The following is a 25,124-nucleotide window of genomic DNA, read 5'->3' as shown; positions in this document are numbered from 1 at the left end:
TCCCCCGCATGCAGCAATGTATGCGGTGGATTGTGTTTGTTTATCTCTCTCCACCCGCTCCAGTCCGTGTAGGAATTCTGCTCATGACACGCTTTGTCTTTATTACTGGTGGTGTGGTGTCCTCTCTAGGCAAGGGCATTGCTTCAGCCGCTCTCGCAGCACTTTTGCAGGCGCGTGGCTATAAGGTCCGCCTGCGCAAGCTGGACCCCTACCTGAACGTGGACCCCGGCACCATGAGCCCTTACCAGCATGGTGAGGTGTTTGTAACGGATGACGGCGCGGAGACAGACCTTGATCTGGGGCATTACGAACGCTTTACCGGCGTAAACGCCAGTAAAGAGGATAATGCGACAACCGGGCGTATTTATTCCGACGTAATCGTGCGGGAACGGCGCGGGGATTATCTGGGGGCGACTGTGCAGGTCATCCCCCATATTACAGACGCCATTAAGGATGTTGTGGTCGCCAACACCGACGATCTGGATTTTGTTCTGGTCGAAATTGGCGGCACCGTGGGGGATATTGAAAGTCTGCCTTTCCTTGAGGCTATCCGCCAGTTGCGCAATGACCTTGGCATGGACCAGACCATGGTGGTCCATCTGACATTGCTGCCGTGGATTCCGTCTGCTGGGGAGCTGAAAACAAAGCCAACCCAGCATTCGGTCAAGGAATTGCAGAATGTTGGCATTCAACCGCAAATTCTGCTCTGCCGCTGTGACCGGCCCATCCCCCCGACCGAGCGCCGCAAGATTGCAAACTTCTGTAACGTGCGCCCAGAAGCCGTTATTGCCGCGCGTGACGTAGATACAATTTACGCCTGCCCCCTTTCCTACCATGCGGAAGGGATGGACACGGAAGTTCTGCGTTACTTTGGTCTGCCCTTTGCGGAGGAACCCGACCTTACCAACTGGCAGAATATTGTGGACGCCCTGCGCCATCCAGCCAGCGAAGTCCGGGTGGCTGTTGTTGGCAAGTATACTGCATTGCTCGACAGCTACAAATCTCTGAATGAGGCCATGCTCCATGGCGGCATTGCCCACCGTGTTAAAGTGACACTCGACTGGATTGATTCGGAGCAGTTTGAAAAAAATCCGGCCACGCTGGAAGAAAAACTGGGCGGCGTGGATGCTATTCTGGTCCCCGGCGGTTTTGGCGAGCGTGGGTCTCAGGGCAAAATTGAAGCCATTCGTTATGCGCGTGAAAAAGGCATTCCGTTCCTGGGGATATGTTTTGGCATGCAGATGGCGGTTATTGAATGTGCTCGCAATCTGGCCGGGTTGAGTGATGCATCCTCCACCGAATTCGGACGTACGGAAGAACCGCTTGTTGGCCTGATGACGGAATGGGCACGTGGGAACGAACGTTTGCGTCGCAGTGAAGGTGGAGAGCTTGGCGGCACCATGCGCCTTGGCGCTTACCCGGCAACATTGGCTGCTGGTTCACGCGTGGCAGAGGCCTATGGCACCACCACTATTCGCGAGCGGCATCGGCACCGGTATGAGGTGAACATCCATTACAAGGACCAGTTGGAAAAAGCCGGTCTTCGTTTTTCGGGGCTGTCGCCCGATGGTATTCTGCCTGAAGTGGTGGAATATACGGATCACCCGTGGTTTATTGCTGTGCAGTACCACCCCGAACTCAAGTCACGCCCCTTTGCGCCACATCCTTTGTTTGCCGGATTTGTTGGCGCGGCTGTAGCCAAGGCAAAGCAGGCATGACCTTCCCTGCTGGCGTGCCGGTAAAAATTGGCGGACTGGCGATCGGCAATGATTTGCCTTTTGTTTTGATCGCGGGTCCATGCCAGATTGAATCGGCCGCCCATGCTGGGGAAACAGCGGCGGCTCTGAAGGAAATATGTCAGGCCGCGGGTGTGGGCCTGATCTATAAAAGCTCTTTTGATAAGGCCAACCGTACCAGCCTTTCCAGCACACGAGGTGTCGGGCTGAAGGAAGGCGTGGCCATTCTGGCTGATATTCGCCAGACATATGATGTGCCGGTCCTGACAGATGTGCATACCGCGGAGCAGTGTGCTCCGGTGGCCGAAGCGGTGGATGTGCTACAGATTCCCGCATTTTTGTGCCGCCAGACAGATCTGCTTCTGGCCGCAGGCCAGACCGGGGCTGCGGTTAATGTTAAAAAGGGGCAGTTTCTGGCGCCGTGGGATATGTCACACGTTGCCGCCAAGGTTGCCTCGACCGGCAATAACCGTGTTTTGTTGTGTGAACGTGGCACCAGCTTTGGGTACAACACGCTGGTAAATGATATGCGCGGTCTGCCCATTATGGCCCAGACGGGTTTTCCTGTTGTTTTTGATGCAACACATTCTGTGCAGCAACCCGGCGGATTGGGGGGGGCGAGTGGCGGACAGCGGGAGTTTGCTCCCATCCTGTCCCGTGCAGCTTTGGCGATTGGTGTTGCCGCGTTGTTCATTGAAACACATGAAGACCCGGATAAGGCTCCAAGTGATGGGCCTAATATGTTGCCCATTAGCAGCCTACCCGCCCTGCTCAAACAGTTTCGGGCCATAGATTGCCTGATCAAGGGGCTGTAGCGTATCGCTTTTCAGTTTCATCACAGAGCATAAAAAAAAGACGCCACGGATTGGATTTCGTGGCGTCTTTTTTATGTGTGGGTATTGGAGTGTGTTTACACGTCCAGATTGGCAACCTTAAGCGCATTCCCAACAATAAAGTCACGGCGTGGTTCAACCACATCGCCCATCAGGGTTGTAAACACATCGCCTGCGTCTTCCACGTCTCCAACACGAACCTGCAACAAAGTACGCATGGCCGGGTCTAGTGTGGTTTCCCAGAGCTGCGCATCGTTCATTTCACCAAGACCTTTGAAACGATTAATGGCAAGCCCTCTGCGACCCTGTGCAAGCAGACGTGTGAACAGATCAGACGGTCCATTCAGGTGGTGTTCTGCTGTTTCGAACTTCAGCACAACGCCGGTCTCAAAATCCTTTTGCAGACGGGCAAGTTGGGATGTCAGCCAGCGCGCATCAGCCCCAGCCAATGTGGCGGGGTCAATACGGTAGACTTCTCCAACACCGCGCACATTACGGGCCAGTTCCACACCATCCACGCTTGCCACGGCTTTCCAGCCTTGTTCAGTCGCAGGGGATGCGGCATCCAGTCGCTGTTGCAGAGCGGGCATACGCTGCTGGAGCTGATCCAGATCTGTGCTTAACGCACCAGCAAGGGCAACCTGCTCAACAATCCACGCTGGAATACGTGTGGAAATGCGTGAGATCGCCTGACAGGACTGCCGAACAAATGGCAGATCGGCTTCCAGTTCCGTGCCGCTGACTGTGCGGCCATCGGCATAAACAAAGCTGGCGTTATTGAGCGCTTTATCCAGCAGGTACTGCTCAAGTGCCGCATCGTCCTTCAGATAGGTTTCCTCGTTGCCGCGCTTGGCCCGGTAAAGCGGAGGCTGGGCAATGTAGAGGTAACCGCGTTCAATCAGTTCTGGCATCTGCCGGAAGAAGAACGTCAGCAGCAGGGTGCGGATGTGAGAACCATCCACGTCAGCATCGGTCATGATGACAATGCGGTGGTAGCGGAGTTTTTCGATCGAAAAACCGCCCTGATCCACTTCCCCACGGCCAATGCCTGTGCCCAGAGCTGTAATCAGCGTGCCAATTTCAGCCGAGCCAAGCATGCGGTCAAACCGCGCACGCTCCACGTTCAGGATTTTACCCTTGAGTGGCAAAATGGCCTGAAAGCGCCTGTCCCTGCCCTGCTTTGCCGTACCACCTGCGGAATCCCCTTCCACAATAAACAGTTCAGCTTTGGCGGGGTCGCGCGCCTGACAGTCTGCCAGCTTACCCGGGAGAGATGAAACGTCCAGAATACCCTTGCGGCGGGTGAGTTCACGCGCTTTACGCGCGGCCTCGCGGGCGGAAGCAGCATCCAGAACCTTGGACACAACAACCTTGGCTTCCTTGGGGTGGGTTTCAAACCAGTGGGCAATAATATCCGCTGCTGCCGCATGGACCACGGGCTGCACTTCGGAAGAGACAAGCTTGTCTTTGGTCTGGGACGAAAACTTGGGGTCGGGCACTTTAACCGACAGAACGGCGGTCAGGCCTTCGCGCATATCTTCGCCTTGTAAGGACTGCGCGTCTTTTTTGGCAATGCTTTCGGCGTATTTACCCACAACGCGGGTTAGCGCCTGACGGAAACCAGCCAGATGCGCACCGCCATCCCTTTGCGGAATATTGTTGGTAAAGCACAGCATGGTTTCGTGAAAGCTATCGTTCCAGCTCAGCGCGAACTCAACCTTGATCCCGTTGTCCGGGTTTTCCAAACTGCCGGTAATCGGCGGAGAGATCAGGGATGTGCGCGAACGGTCCAGCCAGTTTACAAAGGCTTCCAGCCCGCCTTCATAGTAAAAGGTTTCTTCCCGCACAGGGGTAACGCGGGCATCGCGCAGAATAATTTCCAAACCGGAGTTCAGAAACGCCAGTTCACGCAGCCTGCGTTCAAGAATGGTAAAATCAAACTCAATGCGCGGGAATGTCTGCAAGCTGGGTTTGAAGGTGACCTGCGTACCAGATTCTTCCGACGACGGGCCGACAACTTCGAGTGGTGCGTCACGCTCGCCATCATGGAAGCGGATGCAGTGTTCGCTGCCATTGCGCCAGATGCGTACTTCCATCCATTCCGAAAGGGCGTTGACAACGGCCGCCCCCACACCATGCAGCCCGCCCGAAACCTTGTAGGAGTTCTGGTTGAACTTGCCGCCAGCATGCAGGCGGGTCAACACCACTTCGGCGGCACTAATGCCTTCCTCGTGGTGCATGTCGGTTGGAATGCCGCGTCCGTTATCCCGAACGGTCACACTGCCGTCCGCATTGAGGGTGAGAACACAGCGCGATGCAAAACCGGCTTGCGCCTCGTCCACCGCGTTATCAATGATCTCGAATGCCATGTGATGCAGGCCGGAACCATCATCAGTATCACCGATGTACATTCCGGGCCGTTTGCGGACAGCATCAAGCCCCTTCAGCACAGAGATAGACGCGGCATCATACTCTTCGGTACCAGCAGATGGCGTAGGCTGAGAGAGGTCTGTCATAAGAATGCTGCACTCCGCAAAAAAAGAATGGAAGCCATCCAGCCTTATACTCTGCCCACGGCATTGCGACCAGCGCCCGAAGGTGCCTTTTGTCAGCAGATCGACAAAAAAGCGCCCTGCCTGAGTGTTGCAAACTGGGCATGGCCCTGTAATGGCGCAAAAGGTGCGCGATCCGTTCCGGTTATGAGCACAGTACTTTGAAAATTTTGTAGAATTTTTTGCAAAGATAGCCGGCGCTGCTCATCCAGATGAACCAGAGGCTCATCCAGTAACAACAGGGGGGCTGTTCCCCTGTGGTCCCTGACCAGCCGGGCATGCGCCAGAATAAGCCCGATCAGCAGAGATTTCTGCTGCCCGGTGCTGGCCAGTGCGGCGGAAAGGTTTTTTTTAAGGTCGGTAAGCTGGAAATCGCTCTTGTGCACACCAAGGCTGGAGCGCTCTTTTTCACGGTCTACCGTGCGAGAGGCAGCCAGTTGCTCCTTGAGCCAGTCTTCCACCTGAAGAGCAGGGGTGTGCTCAAGCCTGTCTGCTATGGCGCAGAGCAGTCGGACCTGCACTGCGGGAAATGCATCCATGTCCTGCTGGGCATAAAGGTTGATCTGTCGAACGGTCTCGTTGCGCGCGGCTGCAACCGATACGCCGTGGCGCGCCATGGCGGCCTCCAGCCCGGAAAGCCAGACCTGCTCATTGGAGCGGGTCTGTAGCAGGCGGTTTCTCTGGCTCATGGCGCGGTCATAGGCGGCCAGTTCACGGGCATGGTGGGGATATGCCGCCATGACCAACCGGTCCAGAAAGCGGCGGCGGCCCGAAGTGCTCTCACTGAACAGCCGGTCCATCTGTGGGGTTAGCCACACAGCGGCCAAAGGGTTTTCCCACGTATTCTGGTTGCGCAGGGGTTTGCCATTGAGCAAAAATATACGGCGTGGTGTGTCTGCTCCGGGTTGCAGGCCCGTGCCCAGTTCCATGGTTTCGCCATCTACCAGCATATGGGAGGCAATACCCCAGTGGGTGCTGCCGTTCTGGCCAAACTGGCCCAGTGGCGCGCCACGCAATCCTCGGCCGGGTGTCAGGAGCGATATGGCTTCGAGCAGATTGGTTTTGCCGCTGCCATTCTCCCCGGTCAGGACAAGAATGGGCGCTTGCGGGCAAAGGGTGATCTGGTCGTAGTTACGAAAGCGGCAGAGGGACAGTCTGGCCAGTTGTAACCGTGTAGAAGGTTCCTCCCCCCTGCTGGCGAACAGGGAGGAAGAAAGATGATCATGCTGTGTGGTGGTTGTCACACGCGCATCGGCATTAGAACATACAGAGCGGATGGGCTGTCCACATCCCGGACAATGGTGGGGGATGCGCTGTCAGCGAAGCAGAATTCGACTTCTTTTTCCACCTGATCGGTAATGTCGTTCAGGTAACGGGCCTGAAAGCCGATTTCGAGCGCTTCGGAATCATAGGAAATCCGGTTATCGTCCAGCTCTTCCTTGGCGGTTCCCTGCTCGGCACTGCTGGCCGATAGGGTAAGAAGGCCGGGTTCAAGCATAAGTTTGACCGGTCGGGAGCGTTCCTGACTAATGGCGGCAACACGGGCCACAGCATCGGAGAAATCTTTTTTGCCCACGCGCAGAATACGGGTATTGTTGCGCGGAATGACGCGTTCGTATTCGGGGAATGTGCCATCAATCAGTTTGGAGGTCAGGGTAATCGGACCAACCGTGAACTGAATTCTGGTTTCAGAAAGAGCAACGGCAATTTCTTCTGGCGCTTCATCAATCAGTTTGCGTAGTTCCGCCACGGTTTTGCGCGGAATAATAACGCCGGGCATACCTGCGGCCCCTGCGGGCATTTCGGCTTCCACGCGCGCAAGGCGGTGGCCATCCGTTGCAACAGCGCGCAGCGTTGGCTTGCCGTCAATGTCTGCGGCATGCAGGTAAATGCCGTTCAGGTAGTACCGTGTTTCCTCGGTGGAAATGGCAAACCGTGTACGGTCAATGAGGGAGCGCAGTATGCCGCCGTTCAACTGGAACCGGTGCGGGAACTCCCCTGCCCCCATGGATGGAAAATCGTCCACGCTCAGTACGTTCAGGTGTGTGGCATAGCGCCCCGCACGCAGGTGGAGCTGACCATCGCTATCGGTCTGGTCGAGTTCAACCTCTACCCCATCGGGCAGTTTCCGCACGATTTCATACAGCACGGAGGCGGGTGCGGTTGTGGCCCCTTCCTGCGTTATGGTGGCAGGAACGCTCTCAACGACCTCGATCTCCATGTCGGTGGCCTTCAGGCACAACTGCCCGTTGGTGGCCTGCATGAGCACGTTGGCGAGAATGGGAATGGTGTTGCGTTTTTCCGCCACGCTCTGGATATGAGCCAACGCCTTAAGGAGCGTTGCGCGCTCTGCCGAAAATTTCATTGATCCCTCTTTCCTGCACAGCAAGTCCTGCACTCCTGAGCGGAGCTGGAACCCGTCTTATCCATAACTAACAGGCCGCGCCTATCCGTCAATCCTTTTGGATATGCTGGTTTTTTAGCTTTCCAGCATGCGGCGCATCAGTTCCACGTCTTCTGCAAACGCTGCGTCCCGCTCCATCAGTTCTGTCACGCGGTTTACGGCGTGCATGACAGTCGTATGGTCGCGGTTACCAAATTTACGGCCAATTTCGGGGAGTGAGCGGCTGGTCAACTGTTTGGCCAGATACATGGCGACCTGCCGGGGGCGCGCCACGTTGCGGGCACGGCGGGCGGAGGACATGTCGGTCAGGCGGATGTTCCAGTGCTCGGCCACTTTTTTCTGAATTTCTTCAATGGTCACGCGCCGGTCGTGAGCCTTGAGAATATCGTGCAGCACATCCTGCGTGGCTTCCAGCGTTACCGGGCGACCAAACAGGTTGGCATGGGCGATCAGGCGGTTGAGCGCTCCTTCGAGTTCGCGCACATTGGATGTGATCTTGTGCGCCAGAAATTCGAGCACTTTTGCCGGAACCACCACGCCAGAGGCCGCAGCCTTGGCTTCCAGAATGGAAATGCGCAACTCAAAGGTCGTGGCATGAATATCAGCCACCATGCCGCAGCCCAGCCGGGTCCGCAGCCTGTCTTCCAAACCGGACAGATCGGAGGGAGATTTGTCGGCCGAAACCACAATCTGCCGCCCGGCGTCCACCAGCGCGTTAAAAGTGTGGAAGAACTCTTCCTGCGTATTGTCCTTCCCGATCAGGAACTGAAGATCATCAATCATCAGGACATCCACGGAGCGGAGCTGCTCCTTGAACTCGATCGTGGATTGCGAGCGAATGGCGGCAATAAAGCGGTACATGAACTTTTCGGCGGACATATAGGCCACCGACACATTGCCGCTCTTAACCAGTTCCGCCCCAATGGCATGCATAAGATGCGTTTTACCCAGACCAACGCCACCATACAGGAAAAGCGGGTTAAAACCGACGCTAGACGGCTTTTCCGCAACCCGGCGTGCGCAGGCATAGGCAAATTCGTTGGGTTTACCCACCACGAATGTATCAAAGGTAAAGCGGCTATCCAGCGCTGTCACAAGGTCGCTGCGCACTTCGGCAACGGGGCGGCCTGCGGGGCTGGCCTCGTCCACTGCGGGAGCAGCACTTGCTGGTGTGGAGGGGACTTCAGCCAGTTGGAGCGGGGCTGGGTCGCCGGGGCGGGCAACCTGTAGCTCTACGCGCCGCAGAGATGGCACTTCATTATGCCACAACTCGTTCAACCGGTCTCCGTACTGGCTGCGAACCCAGTCGCGCAGAAAGCGGGTTGGCAAAAGGAGCGTAATTTCATCACCATCAATCGGACCAAGGGCGATCTGGGTTAGCCAGGTACGGTATTCAACCTCCCCGACCTCACCTTTCAGGCGACCACAGATACGCAGCCACGATTCCGCAAGCCCCTTGTTGTCTTCCAGTCGGGAAAAGGCGCTTTCGTCATCGTCCACTCCGATTGTCATTTTTGCTCCCGAGCGGTCATTAAAAGCGCATAGGCTGCGCGAAAAACTTAACGGTGCCTGTGCTTTACGCCCAAGCCTCCGGTGCCAATTTGTCCTGATGCCGAGTGCCTTGCCTCAGCGTGACCGTGGATACTCTTTTTGGTCAGGCTTGCTCAAGGGGCATTCTCACCAGAATAAAGCAGTGTCACGCCTGCGGGCAATGAAAAAGCATTTCCGTGTTGCAGGGCAGGACTGTGGGGGAACGCACCCACACAAAAAGCAAAGCCGAACCATCGGCACGATGATTCGGCTTTGCTGCAAACAATCACTTAGGCAACCTTTGCAGGTTACCTGATCGCTTGATTATGCTGCTGCCAGCGCCTTGATGCGGGCGGACAGGCGGGAAATCTTGCGTGCAATTGTGTTGTGGTGAGCAACGCCCTTGCTTGCTGCACGCTGGATTTCCGGCTGTGCAACGCGCAGAGCTTCACGAGCGGCTGCCTGATCCCCGGATTCAATTGCGGTTTCTACTTTCTTGATGAAAGTACGCATGCGGGATTTGCGGGCCGTGTTACGGGCAGTCCGCTTTGCGGTCTGCCGGATGCGCTTACGCGCCGAAGCGATATTCGCCATGAGTTTCTATTCTGTCCAGCACTAAGAAAAAAGTAAGGCACCAACGCGCCGGATAGCCCGTTAGCACAAAGAGTAAGCGGTGCTGTAATGCACGCATGCGCTTTCAGTCAAGCATGTTCCGGTCCGAGCGCTCCAATTTTACCCGATTTTCTGATGTTGCGGGCAGAAAAAAGTGGTGCGTCCGGCTTGTGTCATATGCTGTACACCCGCGCATTTTGGCGTGCCGGGGCACTTGGGGCAAGGCTGTCCTTTTTTACCATAAACCTGCCATGCATGTTGGAAATAGCCGAGACCACCCTCTGGTCGGGCATAATCCTTCAGGCTGGAGCCACCTGCGGCAATGGCTTCTTGCAAAACGGAACGAATGGCGCGAACCAGAACGCCAGCAGCCCGTGGAGTAAGTGCGCAGGCGGGCATGGTGGGGGCAATGGAGGCCCGGAACAGGGCTTCACACACATAAATATTGCCCAGCCCGGCCACAACCTGCTGGTCCAGCAGGAAGGGTTTTATGGGGGTGCGTCGTCCTTTGCAGGCATCCAGCAGCGTTTGCGGGCTAAAGGCGTTGCCCAGTGGTTCTGGCCCCATTTTGGCAAAAGCACGGTAAGTGTCTTCCGCGTGGGTGGGAACAAGGTCCATCATGCCAAAGCGGCGGGGGTCAATATAGCCGCAGCGTTTGCCGTCATCCGTCACAAACACCACATGCTCATGTGCTTGCGGCGTTTGTGGAGAATCGAGTAGCACCCGCCCGGACATGCCCAGATGCAGAACAATCGACTGCCCACAGGACAGACGGATAAGAATATATTTGCCGCGCCGATAAAAGCTCTGGATGGTCGAGCCTGTAACCTGCTGCGAAAAATCGGCAGGAATCCGCCATCTCAGGTCGTGCCGACGGATAATGGTCTGCACAATGGCGCGATCTTGCAGGGCTATCTGCATACCGCGCATCACGGTTTCTACTTCGGGGAGTTCCGGCATGGCTATAAAGCAGGGTATAGAGGAAACCCATGACCGACAACTCTTTTGCGCCCTCCCCCGCTCCTTCTGACGTAACAGTGGAAGAAACGGATTTTGGCTTCCGTTCCGTCAGGAAGGAAGAAAAGAAAAACCTCGTCCGCGGCGTGTTCGACAGCGTGGCCGGGCAGTATGATGTGATGAACGACATCATGTCGCTGGGAATCCACCGAATATGGAAGCGCATATTCGTGACGGAACTCGGCCCCCAGCCCGGCCTGACGTTGCTCGACCTTGCCGGTGGTACGGGCGATATTTCATTCGGCTGGCTTAAAGCGGGCGGTGGTCCGGCTGTCATGACCGATATTAACCGCAGCATGCTCTCTGTCGGGCGTGATCGCGCTCTTAATCGCGGGCTTGTCTCCGACCTTTCCTTCTGCGTGGTGGATGCCGAGGCCATACCCGTAAGGGATATGTCCGTGGACCGGGTGTCCATTGCCTTTGGTCTGCGCAACTGCACGGACAAGCTTGCGGTTATTCGCGAGGCAAGGCGTGTGCTCAAACCCGGTGGACGCTTTTTGTGTCTGGAATTTTCCCGCGTGCAGGTTGCCGCACTCGCACCTATTTATGATGCGTGGTCCTTTAAGGTGCTCCCCGCCATGGGGGGAATTGTGGCCAAGGACCGGGAAAGCTACCAGTATCTGGCGGAAAGCATTCGCATGTTCCCGGATCAGGAAACACTGGCGGATATGTTCCGCGAGGCGGGGCTGTCCCATGTTCGTTATCAGTCTCTCTCCGGTGGGATCGCTGCCATCCATTCTGGCTGGCGTATCTGATCTGGTATGGCTGCTGCCTCCCCTTCCCGCTCGGTACTGCTGATTGTTGGCGGTAGTATAGCCGCCTTCAAGGCGCCGGAACTGGTGCGTCTTTTGCAGGCGGAAGGCATGCAGGTCCGATGCGTGCTGACCAAGGGAGGGCAGCAGTTTGTAACGCCCTTGACGTTGCAGGCCCTGAGTGGTCAGCCCGTGCATACAGACCTGTTCTCCCTGACTGCCGAGCAGGAAATGGGGCATATTGCTCTTTCGCGCTGGGCGGATATTCTGCTGGTTTGCCCGGCTTCGGCCAATCTGTTGGCGCGTATGGCGGGCGGCATGGCGGATGATCTGGCTGGCGCATTGCTGCTGGCGACAGATGCACCCGTAATGGCCGTACCCGCCATGAATGTACGGATGTGGGAGCACCCCGCAACACAGGCCAACGTGGCGTTGCTGGCTGAACGCGGCGTGCGGATACTCCCCCCCGCGTGTGGCTCCATGGCCTGTGGCGAGTTTGGGCCGGGGCGCATGCCTGAGCCTGTTGATATCAAAAATGCTGTGCTGGCTTTTTTTAGGCAGCAACAAAACAAGGTTGGGCCTTTGGCCGGGCGGCGCGCACTGGTTACTGCAGGGCCAACGCATGAACCGCTGGATCCTGTGCGCTACCTTGCCAACAGGTCATCGGGCCAGCAGGGGTTTGCCCTTGCTGCGGCGCTGGCTGATCTGGGAGCCGATGTCACGCTTGTAAGCGGGCCAGTCTCCCTCCCTCCCCCTGCGGGCGTGACGTATCTGGCGTGTGAGACCGCGCGTGAGATGCATGCTCTTGCCATGGGGAGCGGGCATTTTGATGTGGCGGTCTGCACGGCAGCCGTTGCAGATTGGAGGCCCGCGCATGAGGCCGGACAAAAAATAAAAAAAACAGGCGCACTAGATGCCGCGCCCTCCATAAATCTGGTGCCTAATCCCGATATTCTCGCCGAGCTTTCAGTTCCGGGGCCGGACAGGCCTAAACTGGTGGTTGGTTTTGCCGCCGAGACTGAAAATCTGATTGCCCATGCCTCGGCCAAACGGCAGCGCAAACAGTGCGACTGGATTGTGGCGAATGATGTAAGCCCCCAGACCGGCATAATGGGTGGGCAGGAAAATCAGGTCGTGCTGATAACGGCGGATAGTGTTGAACCGTGGCCCAGAGCGAGCAAAGCAGAGGTGGCAAAACAGCTGGCCGCGCGTATAACGGTCTGGCTTTCTGAATAGCGTTGATACAATATCTGGTTGAAATCCAAGGAGCAGTGCATGTCCGCCTCTGAAAAACCGTCCGGCACCGTAGGTATAAAGGTTCGGCGACTTTCTCACGGGCTGGGCTTGTCTCTGCCAGCATATGCAACAAGCGGTGCGGCTGGTATGGATCTTCTGGCAGCACTTGAGGCGCCCATGCGCCTTGAGCCGGGGCAGAGAGGGCTGGTCCCGACCGGATTGAGCATTGCCCTGCCCGCCGGGTATGAACTGCAGGTGCGCCCCCGTTCGGGGCTGGCACTTAAACACGGTATTGTCCTGCCAAACGCTCCGGGTACTATCGATGAAGATTACCGTGGTGAGGTAGGCGTTATTGTTATGAACGCCGGACAGGACGCCTTTGTTATAGAACCCGGAATGCGTATTGCGCAGGCGGTTATTGCGCCCGTGATCCGTGCCACATGGATTGAGTGCGACACTCTGGATGAAACCGAGCGCGGCGCGGGAGGGTTTGGCAGTACAGGAACGGGAGCATCATGAGCGACCGGCAGCAGGAATTTCCGTTCTCGCCAGAGCTATGCTCATCGCTTCCGGCACCGTGTCGTGAACAACATGGAAGCTGGCTGGCCGGGTTAATTGTTTTTTCTGTTATTCTGCTCTGCGTTTCCTGCCTTCCTGCGGTCATCCCATCGTTTTCTGGTGTGGTGGAGGCATTGCCGCTGGGGTTGGTGTACCTGCCAGATTACGCAGTGCAAACCATAGGCCGTATGCTGGTCGGGTTGGGTTTGTCGCTCCTGTCTGCCCTTCTGTGCGTGGCCTTCATTTTCAGGAGCCGCTGGGCGGCAAAGTGCCTGCTGCCGCTACTGGATGTTGGGCAGTCTTTTCCGGTTCTGGCCATTCCTCTGCTTGTCCTGCCTTTTGTGCGTACCCAGATGCCCACACAGGCTGGTGGTGCGGAAGTGGTGGTTATTATGACCATCTGGTGCAGCCAGTTCTGGGGCATGGTGCAGGTGCTTTGTCAGCGGTTTTATGGTGTTCCGGCAGAACTGGAAGATGTTGTCTGCTGTTTTGGGCTGACATCATGGCAGAAGTTCTGGCAGTTGGAAGTGCCATTTGCCATTCCCGCTCTGGTGCGCAAAACCATGCTGTCCATGGGGGGGAGCTGGTTTGCCGCACTCTATGCGGAAAGCGTGGTGCTGGATGGCCATAACTGGCTTTTTGCGGGTATTGGCTCTTATGTTCGGCAGGCCGCAAACGAGCGTAATGTGGGTGCGTTGCTCACAGCACTGGTCTGTATGCTGGCGATTATTGCCCTTTTTGACCAGTTTTTGTTCCGCCCGCTTTCTGTCTGGGCTGTGCGTTTTCAACCTGGCAAAGTTGGAGAACCACACCTTGCGGAACCTTGGTTCCTCAGGCTTTTGCGACGCACGCATGTGTTCCGCCTATGTGTTCTGTTTTGTGTGAGTGCTGGACGCAGGTTCAGCCGCCTGCCTCTTGGGTCGCGTTATGTGCAGGAACATACGGTTGAGGGTGGTAAAGGTCGGTATGGCAAGGCTGTGGGGGGCATGGGTCTTCTGGCGGTTGTGCTTGCCAGCGTTCTGGCATGGCCGCACCTGCATGCGGCTTATGGTCTGCCTGTGCTGCTTACCGTTCTGTTTTGCGGTGGCATGACCGGCTTACGTGTTTTTATGATGGTTGGCCTTGTTTCTCTTATCTGGATACCTCTGGGTGTCTGGCTTGGGCTTAAGTCATCCAATGCGGGGCGTATGCAGCGGTTAATTCAGTACTGCACGGTTTTTCCCGCCAATCTGTTTTTTCCATTCTGGGCAGCCGGACTGGCCGCCTGCCCATTTGTGCCAACCTTTTGGCAGTCGCCACTTATTGTGCTGGGGGCGCAATGGTACATTGCCCTTGGGGTTCTGGCTGGTGCAAGCGCTTACCCGTCTGACCTTCTCGAAGCCGCGCGTAACCTGAATGTTAAGGGCGGGTTATGGTGGCGCAGGGTACTTTTGCCCGGGATTTTACCCTATTATCTTGCGGGTCTTGTGGCGGCGACCAGCAGCGCATGGAATGCGGCAATTGCTGTGGAATGGCTCCAGTGGGGGCATGTAACGCTCAGTGTGCATGGCCTTGGTAGTTTTATGGCTGAGGCTTCCGCGCGGGGGGATGTCGCTTCCGTGGCGCTGGGTGCCGTGGCTATGTGTCTGTTTATGATGCTTTTGAACGCTTTTTTATGGCGTCCCTTATCTGATTATGTTTCCCGCCGTCTGAAACTGAATTGAACGGATTAACCTGAAATGGTGTTTCCCTCTCAAACTGGGCGTGCTGCCTCGCAACAGACAGTTCTGGCGGAATTGCGCAATGTCCGGCAATTTTATCACAAAGACAGCACGGCTGATGTTCAGGTGCTGGATGATGTGAATCTGACCATCCATGCGGGTGAGATTGTTGGGCTTCTGGGGCGTTCGGGGTCAGGTAAATCTACTCTTTTACGGATTATCGCAGGGTTGCTGCCGCCAACATCGGGCGATGTGTTGTGGAAAGGTGAAGCCCTTAAAGGCCCAACGCAGGATGTGGCCATTGTCTTTCAGTCCTTTGCGCTCTTCCCTTGGATGACGATTGAGGAAAACGTAGCCCTTGGTCTGGATGCCAAGGGAGTGCCTGCCGCAGAACGTGATGCACTGGTGGAAAACGCGATAGATCTGATCGGTCTTGGTGGGTATGAGAACGCATGGCCCAAGGAACTTTCGGGCGGTATGCAGCAGCGCGTGGGTCTTGCACGCGCACTGGTGGTTAATCCGGCACTCCTGCTGATGGATGAACCCTTTTCCGCTCTGGATGTTCTAACAGCGGAGAACTTGCGCACAGATCTGGTAGAACTCTGGTCAGACAATAAACTCCCCGTACAAAGTATGCTGATTGTGACGCACAACATTGAAGAAGCGGTGTTGATGTGTGACCGGATTGTGATTTCCTCCTCCAATCCGGGGCGTATTGCCCATGTTCTGCCAGTTCCCTTCCCGCACCCGCGTAATCGTGAGGATGCAGCTTTCCGCCAGTTGGTCGATCATATTTATGCCTTGATGACACAACGCGCCCCGATTATCTCGGAAGCAGATCTGATGAACCGCACCACAACGGCGTCTTCCATGGCGCCAGGGTTCAGGGCGTTGGTTCCGGTGTCGATCACCATGATGATTGGTATGATGGAGGCTCTGGCCGGACCACCGCTGAATGGTCGGGCGGATCTGCCTGTGCTTGCGGAAAAACTTCAGTTGGAACTGGATGACCTGTTCCCCTTAGGGGAATCCTTGGAACTGCTGGCGCTGGCGGAGTTGGAAGATGGAGACATTCTTCTGACCAACGAAGGCGTTCATTTTGTTTTGAGCGATCTGGATGAGCGCAAGGCCATCATGGGGCATGCGCTGCGCCACCATGTGCCATTGGTCAAAATGATCTGTGCCCTGCTGGACGAACGACCTACACATAGCGTTAAAGCCGAGCGCTTTAGGGACGAACTGGAAGCCAGTATGTCACCCGACTATGCCCGGCAGACGCTCCAGACCATTATCGGTTGGACCCGCTTTGCGGAATTGTTCGACTATGATGAAGAGAGCGATCGTTTTTTTCTGCCAGAAGATAGCCGCGAGTAATTATGCTTCTGGCCGCAGTATTGCGCCAAGTGCCTGCCGTGCCTTGGCCAGCTTGGGGGCTATAACTGCCTGACAATATCCAGCATTAGGATGTTGTGCGTAGTAGTTGTGGTGTTCAGGTTCCGCAGGCCAGAATTGATCCAACGGCAAAAGCTGTGTTACTGGCCGGGCTCCCCATAAGTTGGTATCGGTTATGTGCTGGAGAACATCTTTGGCGGTATCACGCTGGGGTTCTGAAGTATAAAAAATAACAGACCGGTACTGGGTTCCAACATCATGCCCCTGCCTGTTCAGGGTTGTTGGGTCATGCAGAACGAAAAAACTTTCCAGAATTTGTCGGTAGTCAAGCACCGCAGGATCGTATTCCAGCAGAACAACTTCGGCATGCCCTGTCTGGCCTGAACAGACCTGCTGGTATGTCGGGTGTGCCGTAGCACCTCCAGCATAACCCGGGATTGCGGAAATTATACCACGCATCTGGCGGTAAACGGCATCGAGGCACCAGAAGCAACCACCACCCAGTACTGCTGTTTCCACCATGCGTCTGTTCCTTCCATCAGGCGGCCCCGCCTTATAGATACGTCAGGCGGGGCCGGTTTGTTCAGGCTATGCGGGACAAGGCGGCCTTTAGCCGCACGCATTCCCCTTGCTGGCTTTCCAGACGATCCCGCATTTCCTGCACGATCTCTGGTTTGGCGCGACTGACAAAGTTTTCGTTCCCGAGTTTCTTTTCAGTTTTGCCGACCTCATCCTCCGCTTTGGAGAGTTCTTTTTTCAGCCGTTCGCGTTCGACCGCCAGATCAATTAACCCTTCGAGTGGGATAATGACGGTGGCTTCATCCACAACGGCCTGAGCAGAACCTTTGGGAATATCACCCGCGAGTGAGCTGGTTTGTGTTACGCGGGCCATGCGGCAGATGGCTTCCTGCCACCGTTCAATACGTTCCAGCGTGACAGGGGCTGCGTCCTTGAGCAGAACCGGGGCTGTTTGCGATGGTGGGACGTTCATTTCCGCCCGCACCGTGCGGATTTCCGTAATCAGGCGAATAATCTGCTCGCATTCCGCTACGGCCTCATCAGCCCCGGTGGGGGCTACGGGGAGCGGCCATTCTGCGGCGATCAGGCTTCCTTCCTCACCAAAGCCAAATTCGTGCCAGAGCGTATCTGTTACAAATGGCACAACAGGCTGGAGCAGGCGCAGGATCACGCCAAGAACATGGCCCGCAACGGCGCGGATTTCTGCTGCTTCCTGACTATTGTCCGAGTTGAAGACCGGTTTGGCGAACTCAAGGAACCAGTCACAGAAACGGTTCCACACAAAGCGGTAGCAGGTCAGTGCATATTCATCAAAACGATACGCGTCCAACGCACGGGTTGCATCCGCAATGGCGGTTGCCGCTTCGGCCAAAATCCAGCGACCGAGTGGTGATTTGACCTGCGTTGGGTCAAAGTTTACGGGTGCGCGCACACCGTTCATTTCGCAAAAGCGGGCAGCGTTCCAGAGTTTGGTAATAAAGGATCGATAGTCCTCTACCCGCTTGCGACCAAGCTTGACATCCCGCCCAATGCCTGTGAGTGCGCAAATGGTAAAGCGCATGGCATCTGCGCCGTAATCATCGATCAGTTCCAGCGGGTCAATGCCATTGCCCTTGCTTTTGGACATTTTCTGTCCGTGCTCGTCGCGGACGAGACCGTGGATGAAAATGTTGCGGAACGGCACATCGTGCATGAAGTGCTGGCCCATCATCATCATTCTGGCAACCCAGAAGAAGATAATGTCAAAACCTGTGACCAGAACATCCGTTGGGTAGTAACGGTCCAGTTCGGGTGTTTTGTCTGGCCAACCAAGCGTGGAAAACGGCCACAGGGCGGACGAGAACCATGTGTCCAGTACGTCTTCGTCCTGCGTAATAGGCTCGGCCTTGCCGTAATGGGCCAGAGCCTGCTTTTGCGCATCATCAGCGTCATGGGCAACAAACACGTGCCCATCGGGGCCATACCACGCGGGAATACGGTGCCCCCACCACAACTGACGGGAGATGCACCAGGGCTGGATGTCACGCATCCATGCAAAAAAAGTGTTTTCCCACTGCTTGGGAATAAAGCTGGCCCGACCGGATGTAATGGCTTCGATAGCCGGGCCTGCAAGTTTGCCTGCATCGCAATACCATTGGGTGGTCAGGCGGGGTTCAATAACCGCCCCTCCCCGTTCCGCATGAGGGACCTGATGGCGGTGGGGTTCAATTTTTTCCAGCCAGCCGGTTTCTTCCAGCCTGGCTACAATGGTCTTGCGGGCTTCCTCTCGTGTGGTGCCAGCCAATGCGCGCACAAAAGCCGGGTCAGCCAGCCCTTCATGCGCGCTCAGGTCTTCTTCAATTTCGTCCAGCACAATGCGGGCCTGCTCGTCCAGCACGCTGATCATGGGCAACTGGTGGCGGCGGCCAACTTCAAAGTCATTAAAGTCGTGGGCAGGTGTAATTTTGACCGCACCTGTCCCTTTTTCCGGGTCGGAGTGTTCATCCGCCACAATAGGGATCAGCCGTCCGGTCAGAGGCAGACGAACGCATTGACCAATCAGGTTTTTGTAGCGCTCATCTTCGGGGTGGACGGCCACTGCCGTGTCACCCAGCATGGTTTCAGGGCGGGTTGTGGCAACCGTAATGGTGGTATCGCCCTGCCCTTCAACCGGGTAGCGGATGTACCACAGGTTGCCTGCAACATCCTTGCTTTCAACTTCCAGATCGGAAATGGCGGAGCGGAAGGCCGGGTCCCAGTTAACAAGCCGTCTGTCCCTGTAGATCAGGCCGTCCTTGTAGAGAGAGACAAAAACTTCCTTCACCGAGCGGGACAGGCCCTCGTCCATGGTAAAGCGTTCACGCGGCCAGTCCAGCGAGGCGCCAAGGCGGCGCAACTGGCGGGTAATGCCGCCACCCGATTCTTCTTTCCACTGCCACACGCGTTCAATAAAGGCTTCGCGCCCCATATCCTGCCGGGTGGTTTTCCCTTCTGCCGCCAATGTGCGTTCAACAACCATTTGCGTGGCAATGCCCGCATGGTCAGTTCCGGGCTGCCACAGGGTGTCAAACCCCTGCATGCGTTTCCAGCGGATCAGGGTGTCCTGTAAGGTCATGGTCAACGCATGGCCCATATGGAGCGTGCCAGTAACGTTGGGTGGTGGGATCATGATGGTAAAAGGTTTTTTGTCGCTTGCTGGCTGGGCAGAGAAAGCCTTCTTGCTTTCCCATAGTTCGTACAGCTGTTTTTCAGTTTGTGCAGGCTCAAAAGTCTTGTTCAGCATATTTATCCAACCACGCCACGTAAAAAAGGCGGAAGGCATCTAGCCCCCGCCTTTGCAGAGCAATTAACAGACCACAGGATTGTGTTCCGCCTGACGCTGTTTTTTGTAGGAACACGCAGGCGGAACAGAAGAAAACCTTACAGACCGCGCTGCGTCAGGCGTTCAACTTCCTTGCGTACAGCAGCCTGCACAATGCTCGCCAGATGGGCATCAAGCCATTTTTTGAGGAAAACGCGCACTTCCTGGCGCACGATGTCTTCAACCGTCAGAGACCCTTCATGCGTGACAGCCACTTTTCTCTCCTCATGTTCTCTAAGATATTTTTCCTGCAGGCTTTTCTGCAGAACAGCGAACGAGTTGGCGGTATCGGAAACCGTTTCGTCATTCAAGGGAATGGGCAATGGACCAGACATGGTATGTTCAGCCTTTTTGTTGAGTTCGATCTGCCTGAGATCCGTTACAGATAATACTTCATCATGATCCACGGCCCGCGGTTGCACAAGATCGGCTTTGCTGCCTGCTTTGGCTGCATCCGTGGTGCTGGGGGGGGCAGCGGGAGCATCTTTTTCTCCCGGCTGCGCAGAGTCCATCATGGATGGAGACAGAACGAGCACATCTTCGTCCTCGTCCGGGTCATCCTGTGGCTCCGAGGCATGTTCTGCTGTAGCCGAAAGGTGCTCATCATGCAGTACCTGCCGAATGGAAGACAGGGTATCCGCTACTGATTTACCTGTCTCTTCAGATGAGTCCTGAGGCGACACCATACAAACATCCCTGTTACTTCTGGCTTAACATTATCGACCCGGCTGGTTGAGCGCATAATCGCTCAACCCCCATAACCGATCCTTTACCGCGTTATAGTATGCCTTGTCATCATAAAGGGGAACATTCAGCTTTAGATCGGCTGCGGTCAAGCGGCCAATGGCTGCGGCCACGTTGTAAGAGGCAATAACCATGTTGCTCAGGCTCTGCACAAGAGCGACCTGCGCCTGCAGCAGGGTCTCCTGCTGCTGGAGCACGGCCAGCGTTGTGCTGGTGCCAACCATGGCCTGCCGCTCCACGCCGTCCAGCGCTACTGTTCCGGCCTTGATTGCGATCCGGTTACTGGCAATGGAGGCCTGATAAGTAACCAGTTTCTGCCAGTTGGAAACAGCATCTTGCGCGGCTGCGCGGCGCTGGACGTCCACCTCGCGGTGTGCTTCCTGCGCCAACTGCTTGGCTTGACGGACGGCAGCATATTCCGACCCGCCCTGATAAATGGGAATATTAAAATTGAGAGCTGCGTATTTACTGTCGTTGATCTGATTGTTCAGGGCCTGATTGACCTGATGTTGGTAACCCACCGTTGCGGAGACTTTAGGTAGGATGGTGGACATGGCAACGCCCACGGAATCCTTGTGGGAGGCTTCGGTAAAAAGCGCGTGAATGACATCCGGGTTGTTCTTGACCGCCAGAGCGGCGGCTGTCTGTTCGTTTTTAACCGGCAGTATGAGGGGCTGCGGTGGCACAAGGTTGGGGGGGGGCGCCATGCCAATAACCTGCATGTAGGTTGCCTGAGCGGTCTGCAATGTGCCTTCCGACTGTTGCCGCGTAGCCTGTGCGGAGGCATAGGCCGCCTCTGCCTGTGCAACATCGGTCCGTGTGATTTCCCCTACCCTGTAACGCTCATTGGTGGCGCGTAACTGCTGTTGCAGAACCTGCTCGTTATTGATGTTCAGTTGCAGGAGTTGTTCATCTTCAATCACGCCAACATAAGCGCTGACCACCTGCCGGAACACCTGCTGCTCAACCGAAATAAGGTGGGCGCGTGCCGCCATAACCTGATTAACGGCCTCATGCGTGGCGGCAGTTGTTTTGCCCCCGCTATAGATGGGCTGGTTGATGGCAACACCAGCGGAATATCCCGGTGTATCGTAACGCCGCAGGGACTCGTGCGTGCGGGGGTGACCAACGCCCTGATAATCGTTGATCCCGTTGTAGTACGAAAGCCCGACCTGACTGGTTATGGTGGGGTGCCAGCCAGCAAGTGCCGTTGGAACCTCCTCATCTGTCGCACGGAGTGTGGCGCGGGCGGCCTGTAAGGTCGGGTTGGTCAGATACGCGGCAGCCAGAGATTCCTGCAAGGTATGCGGAATAAAAGAAGGAGAGCCGCTTCCATCGTATTTTTGCGCCCATGCGGTGGTGCCGCACAGTATGACCGCCATGCTCAGGCCGGTTTCGCAAATACGCCGCATAAGGCTGCTCCTGCTTGCCAGTTACCGCAATGTGCTTGCGGCACCGTTCAATGCCATGATGTGAGATTAAATTCCAATTTATAGTTTATGAGGGTCAGAAATGCGGCGCCCTTATGGTCGGGTTCTAAAAGGAAAAAGCATGTTCAGGGGTCATGCCCGGTAGCAGGGGGGCCTGCGCTTCGAACAGAAAACGCACTCTGAATGGTTTGGAATATCCGGGTTCCCTGACCGCACTAAAGGCTTCTGACAAGGATTGGCCGGTTTGCAGCAGGCCTACAATGCGGCCATGGGCGGCAAGCTGGCTGTCGCAAAAGTCGGGCAAGGCCGCAATGCAGCCATCAAAATAGATCAGGTCGTACGGTGCCGTGTTCGCAAACCCTTGAGTGAGCGGGCCATGCTGCCAGACAACCGCTGGCGCCTGCGCATGGCAGAACGTCTGTCCGACCTGTGCCAGATCAGGGTTGGATTCGAGGGCTGTCACCCGCAGGCCCAACTGAGCAAAAAGTGCGGCGGTGTACCCGGTAGAGGCGCCAACCACCAGAACATGCTGCCCAGCAACAGGGGTGGCCGCCTGCACAAGCCGTGCAGTTAACAGGGGTTGTGCCAGTACACGGTCCTGTGTCAGGGGCAGGCTTGTATCTGCGTAGGCCGCATTGTGCAGGTCGGGCCGCATGCACTGCTCACGCGGGAGGTGGCGCATGATCTCCAGAATACGCGAATCGGTAATTTCTGACGGACGAAGCTGGTCGTCCACCATCAGGTTACGCGCTTGGGTGTACATGGCTGCATCCATTGATGGTGTTCCTTGAGGCATGGCCGTGGCCGCATGGGCATTCATGTTGCGTAATCTCCTGATGAAGCATCGACCCGATTGACCCGTGCCGACCATAGACAAGAGTCTGTCTGACATACTGCTTTCAAATTGGCACAACACAACGGCTTGACCAATTTGAAAGAAAAGGACATAAGGCTTCCACCATACACCGTTGGTCCGGTGGCAGAATGGTGATGTAGCGGACTGCAAATCCGCGTATGTGGGTTCGATTCCCGCCCGGACCTCCACTTCCCCTTGAAAATAAATGACGCCTGTTGACATTCCTCGCGGAAAACTGCGCTTTGTCACTCCGTGCCTTATGACATGGAATGATGCCGGGAGACGGGGAATGACAGGTATTCTGGGGGTATATTTGGGGGTAGCATCTCCATGCCGGGGGTATCGGGGGTATTCATGCTGACTGATGCCGCTGCCCGTAAAGCAAAACCACAGGAAAAGCCTTACAAACTGGCCGACTCTGAAGGGCTGTATTTGTTGGTCCAGCCTAATGGTAGCCGACTGTGGAGAATGAAGTATCGCATTGGAGGGAAAGAGAAGCTTCTCTCCTTTGGGAAATACCCCGAGGTTTCTCTGGCTGGAGCCAGAAAAGCTCGGGATGATGCAAAAGCAGAAATTCGCTTATCCAGAGACCCTTCCCTCACGCGTAAGCAACGTCGCGCGGAAGCCGCGTGCGCTCAGAACCATTTACAATCTGTAGGTGAAAGCTGGTTGAACATGAACTGCTCCAACTGGAGTGCCGTTCATCTTGAGCAAGTTCAGAGAAGCCTAGAAAGGTTCATCTGGCCATCTTTAGGCAATATTCCGATTACAGAGATCACGCCGCCAATGGTTTTGGCAGTCATTGAAGGTATTGAGCGTAGCAATGCCAAAGAAACAGCGCGGCGCGTAAGGCAGAGGTTATCTGCTATTTTTACATACGGTATTGCCCGCGGCCTTGGCGATGCAGATCCAGCAGCCGTAATTAAGGGAGCACTGGCGCCTTTGAAAAAGGGGCGCATGCCGGCAATCACTAACTTAGCCGAATTACAAGAGATGTTGCGGATAGCAGAAAGTCTTCCCGCTCATCCGGTGACAGTGCTTGCTCTGCGGTTTCTGGCACTTACGGCTGTCCGCCCAGGAGAAGTCCATGCAATGCCTTGGACAGAGTTGGAAGGTGATACCTGGACGATCCCGGCAGACAGAATGAAAATGCGTCGTCCGCATGTTGTGCCGCTCTCTCGTCAGGCATTGGAGGTATTAGAGGCAGTGAGGACCCTGAGTGGCCGAGGCCCCATGGTTTTCCCCAATGCGCGGTGGGCTCATAGGGCCATGTCAGAAAATGCTTTGGGCTATTTTCTGAACAGAGCGGGCTATGCAGGAAGGCACGTGCCGCATGGTTTCCGGTCTTCCTTTTCATCGATCATGAATGAACGGCACCCAGAAGATCGTGCTGTTATTGACCAAATGCTTGCGCATACAACGCGGAACCAAGTCGAGGCAGCATACAACCGGGCTGAACATAGAGAGAGAAAACGGGAGTTGGCTCAGGAATGGGCGGACATTTTATTCGATAATTTTCCCGACCCGATAGAACTTCTGGGTAAAAGTAGACGGTAAGTCTGCATTTAATTCGTGATAATTACCTCGCCACGTCGCCCCCTGCCCTTTTCACCTCGACTGATTGAATAGTTCACCTCTACCGCCTCTACGTGAAATGCAGAGAATATGCCCCTTACTTCTGGTCTGTCGTTCAATGACAGCACAAAACGCCCCCTGATCTGGGCCAGTTGCTCCGCCATCGCCACGAACTCGGAGCGAGCAAACGGCGCATTGTAGTCCTTTTCGTTCCCATAGTAGGGCGGGTCCAGATAGAAAAGCGTGTCCGGGCGGTCATACCGGGTAATTACGTCTGTATACGGCAGGCACTCGACCACCACCCGACTTAACCTCTGGTGGGCCTCATCCAGTATCTGCCCCAGCTTATGCACATCAAAGCGAGCTGGATTGATAGCCACCCCGAATGCCCCATTGACCTTCCCACCAAACGCTAAGCGCTGAAGATAAAGAAAGCGGGCCGCTTTGTGCAGGTCCGTCAGCATGATGGGGTCGCTCTTTCGCAGGCGTTCAAAGTCTTCCCTGCTGGTGATCTGCCACCGCAACACATCCATCAGCGGTACATAATGCCACTTCAACACCCGGAACAGATTGGCCACATCCCCATTCAGGTCATTGATCACCTCACAGGGTGATACAAAGTCCCGGCGGAAAAACACGCCGCCCATCCCAACAAATGGCTCCACGTAAGCCCGGTGCGGGATGCCCCTGAGCAATGGAACAATCTTTTTGGCCAGCAGCTTCTTGCCGCCTAAGTATGGGGCGACGGGCGAGACAGGTATGCAATCTCTCAGATCGCTCTCATTCCCATAGAAACTCTCATCCATACTCCTTGCCCTCCAATAATCTTGACTCTCACG

The 25,124-nt window shown here is 55.8% G+C and carries 20 protein-coding genes and 1 tRNA gene; 9 read left to right on the top strand and 12 right to left on the bottom strand.

Features of this window, described 5'->3' with window-relative positions; translation table 11 throughout:
- The first annotated feature begins 83 nt into the window (after positions 1-83).
- On the top strand, positions 84-1,718 hold the full coding sequence (pyrG, locus tag AABE20_RS00635; RefSeq protein WP_338331351.1) for a CTP synthase: 1,635 nt from the start codon (positions 84-86) through the stop codon (positions 1,716-1,718).
- On the top strand, positions 1,715-2,551 hold the full coding sequence (kdsA, locus tag AABE20_RS00630; RefSeq protein WP_338331350.1) for a 3-deoxy-8-phosphooctulonate synthase: 837 nt from the start codon (positions 1,715-1,717) through the stop codon (positions 2,549-2,551). The genes pyrG and kdsA overlap by 4 nt, the downstream gene beginning before the upstream one ends.
- A 95-nt stretch (positions 2,552-2,646) precedes the next feature.
- On the opposite strand, the gene gyrB is transcribed toward kdsA, so the two are convergent.
- The 6 genes from gyrB to mutM all read right to left on the bottom strand — a co-directional run bounded on the left by gyrB (position 2,647) and on the right by mutM (position 10,627).
- Complete coding sequence (gene gyrB / locus AABE20_RS00625) at positions 2,647-5,085, bottom strand: DNA topoisomerase (ATP-hydrolyzing) subunit B (protein WP_338331349.1); 2,439 nt, start codon at positions 5,083-5,085, stop codon at positions 2,647-2,649.
- Between the two features lie 92 nt (positions 5,086-5,177).
- Positions 5,178-6,326: a DNA replication/repair protein RecF gene (gene recF / locus AABE20_RS00620; RefSeq protein ID WP_338331844.1), complete on the bottom strand. Its 1,149-nt coding sequence runs from the start codon at positions 6,324-6,326 to the stop codon at positions 5,178-5,180.
- 35 nt (positions 6,327-6,361) lie between these two features.
- Positions 6,362-7,486 carry a DNA polymerase III subunit beta gene (gene dnaN / locus AABE20_RS00615; protein WP_338331348.1) on the bottom strand — a complete coding sequence of 375 codons (1,125 nt, stop codon included), beginning with the start codon at positions 7,484-7,486 and terminating at the stop codon, positions 6,362-6,364.
- A 114-nt stretch (positions 7,487-7,600) separates the two neighbouring features.
- On the bottom strand, positions 7,601-9,037 hold the full coding sequence (dnaA, locus tag AABE20_RS00610; protein WP_338331347.1) for a chromosomal replication initiator protein DnaA: 1,437 nt from the start codon (positions 9,035-9,037) through the stop codon (positions 7,601-7,603).
- Between the two features lie 342 nt (positions 9,038-9,379).
- The gene (rpsT, locus tag AABE20_RS00605) at positions 9,380-9,649 is read right to left on the bottom strand and encodes a 30S ribosomal protein S20 (RefSeq protein WP_165990377.1); all 270 of its coding nucleotides are present in this window, start codon (positions 9,647-9,649) and stop codon (positions 9,380-9,382) included.
- A 138-nt stretch (positions 9,650-9,787) separates the two neighbouring features.
- Positions 9,788-10,627: a bifunctional DNA-formamidopyrimidine glycosylase/DNA-(apurinic or apyrimidinic site) lyase gene (mutM, locus tag AABE20_RS00600; RefSeq protein ID WP_338331346.1), complete on the bottom strand. Its 840-nt coding sequence runs from the start codon at positions 10,625-10,627 to the stop codon at positions 9,788-9,790.
- Between the two features lie 29 nt (positions 10,628-10,656).
- Here mutM and AABE20_RS00595 point away from each other — a divergent pair, with 29 nt between their 5' ends.
- Genes AABE20_RS00595 through AABE20_RS00575 form a run of 5 tightly spaced genes read left to right on the top strand, consistent with a single transcriptional unit; the run spans position 10,657 to position 16,304 of the window.
- On the top strand, positions 10,657-11,439 hold the full coding sequence (locus tag AABE20_RS00595) for a class I SAM-dependent methyltransferase (protein WP_338331345.1): 783 nt from the start codon (positions 10,657-10,659) through the stop codon (positions 11,437-11,439).
- 6 nt (positions 11,440-11,445) lie between these two features.
- Complete coding sequence (gene coaBC, locus AABE20_RS00590; protein ID WP_338331344.1) at positions 11,446-12,672, top strand: bifunctional phosphopantothenoylcysteine decarboxylase/phosphopantothenate--cysteine ligase CoaBC; 1,227 nt, start codon at positions 11,446-11,448, stop codon at positions 12,670-12,672.
- Positions 12,673-12,711: 39 nt separating this feature from the next.
- Positions 12,712-13,191 carry a dUTP diphosphatase gene (dut, locus tag AABE20_RS00585; RefSeq protein WP_338331343.1) on the top strand — a complete coding sequence of 160 codons (480 nt, stop codon included), beginning with the start codon at positions 12,712-12,714 and terminating at the stop codon, positions 13,189-13,191.
- Positions 13,188-14,933, top strand: coding sequence for an ABC transporter permease subunit (locus AABE20_RS00580; protein ID WP_338331342.1), 1,746 nt, complete (start codon positions 13,188-13,190; stop codon positions 14,931-14,933). Before dut ends, AABE20_RS00580 begins: the two co-directional genes overlap by 4 nt.
- 15 nt (positions 14,934-14,948) lie before the next feature.
- Positions 14,949-16,304: an ABC transporter ATP-binding protein gene (locus AABE20_RS00575; RefSeq protein WP_338331341.1), complete on the top strand. Its 1,356-nt coding sequence runs from the start codon at positions 14,949-14,951 to the stop codon at positions 16,302-16,304.
- Here AABE20_RS00575 and msrA read toward each other — a convergent pair whose 3' ends face one another.
- The 5 genes from msrA to AABE20_RS00550 form a co-directional block, all read right to left on the bottom strand.
- Positions 16,305-16,841 carry a peptide-methionine (S)-S-oxide reductase MsrA gene (gene msrA, locus AABE20_RS00570; protein ID WP_338331843.1) on the bottom strand — a complete coding sequence of 179 codons (537 nt, stop codon included), beginning with the start codon at positions 16,839-16,841 and terminating at the stop codon, positions 16,305-16,307.
- Between the two features lie 64 nt (positions 16,842-16,905).
- On the bottom strand, positions 16,906-19,602 hold the full coding sequence (locus AABE20_RS00565) for a valine--tRNA ligase (RefSeq protein WP_338331340.1): 2,697 nt from the start codon (positions 19,600-19,602) through the stop codon (positions 16,906-16,908).
- Between the two features lie 137 nt (positions 19,603-19,739).
- Complete coding sequence (locus tag AABE20_RS00560) at positions 19,740-20,366, bottom strand: DUF2497 domain-containing protein (protein ID WP_338331339.1); 627 nt, start codon at positions 20,364-20,366, stop codon at positions 19,740-19,742.
- Between the two features lie 30 nt (positions 20,367-20,396).
- Complete coding sequence (locus AABE20_RS00555) at positions 20,397-21,836, bottom strand: TolC family outer membrane protein (RefSeq protein ID WP_338331338.1); 1,440 nt, start codon at positions 21,834-21,836, stop codon at positions 20,397-20,399.
- Positions 21,837-21,960: 124 nt separating this feature from the next.
- Positions 21,961-22,674: a protein-L-isoaspartate O-methyltransferase family protein gene (locus AABE20_RS00550; protein ID WP_338331337.1), complete on the bottom strand. Its 714-nt coding sequence runs from the start codon at positions 22,672-22,674 to the stop codon at positions 21,961-21,963.
- 150 nt (positions 22,675-22,824) lie between these two features.
- Here AABE20_RS00550 and AABE20_RS00545 point away from each other — a divergent pair.
- Positions 22,825-22,898: transfer RNA gene (locus tag AABE20_RS00545), tRNA-Cys, on the top strand.
- Positions 22,899-23,064: 166 nt separating this feature from the next.
- The gene (locus AABE20_RS00540; RefSeq protein WP_338331336.1) at positions 23,065-24,267 is read left to right on the top strand and encodes a tyrosine-type recombinase/integrase; all 1,203 of its coding nucleotides are present in this window, start codon (positions 23,065-23,067) and stop codon (positions 24,265-24,267) included.
- A gap of 8 nt (positions 24,268-24,275) precedes the next feature.
- Here the strand turns inward: AABE20_RS00540 and AABE20_RS00535 are convergent, their stop codons facing one another.
- Complete coding sequence (locus AABE20_RS00535) at positions 24,276-25,091, bottom strand: DNA adenine methylase (RefSeq protein WP_338331335.1); 816 nt, start codon at positions 25,089-25,091, stop codon at positions 24,276-24,278.
- Between the last annotated feature and the right edge of the window lie 33 nt (positions 25,092-25,124).

This window comes from Acetobacter zythi (genome assembly GCF_963921165.1).
In the GTDB taxonomy this organism is placed as follows: domain Bacteria; phylum Pseudomonadota; class Alphaproteobacteria; order Acetobacterales; family Acetobacteraceae; genus Acetobacter.
Note: the sequence above shows the minus strand (reverse complement) of the source record. Positions and strands in the feature narration are given on the sequence as shown.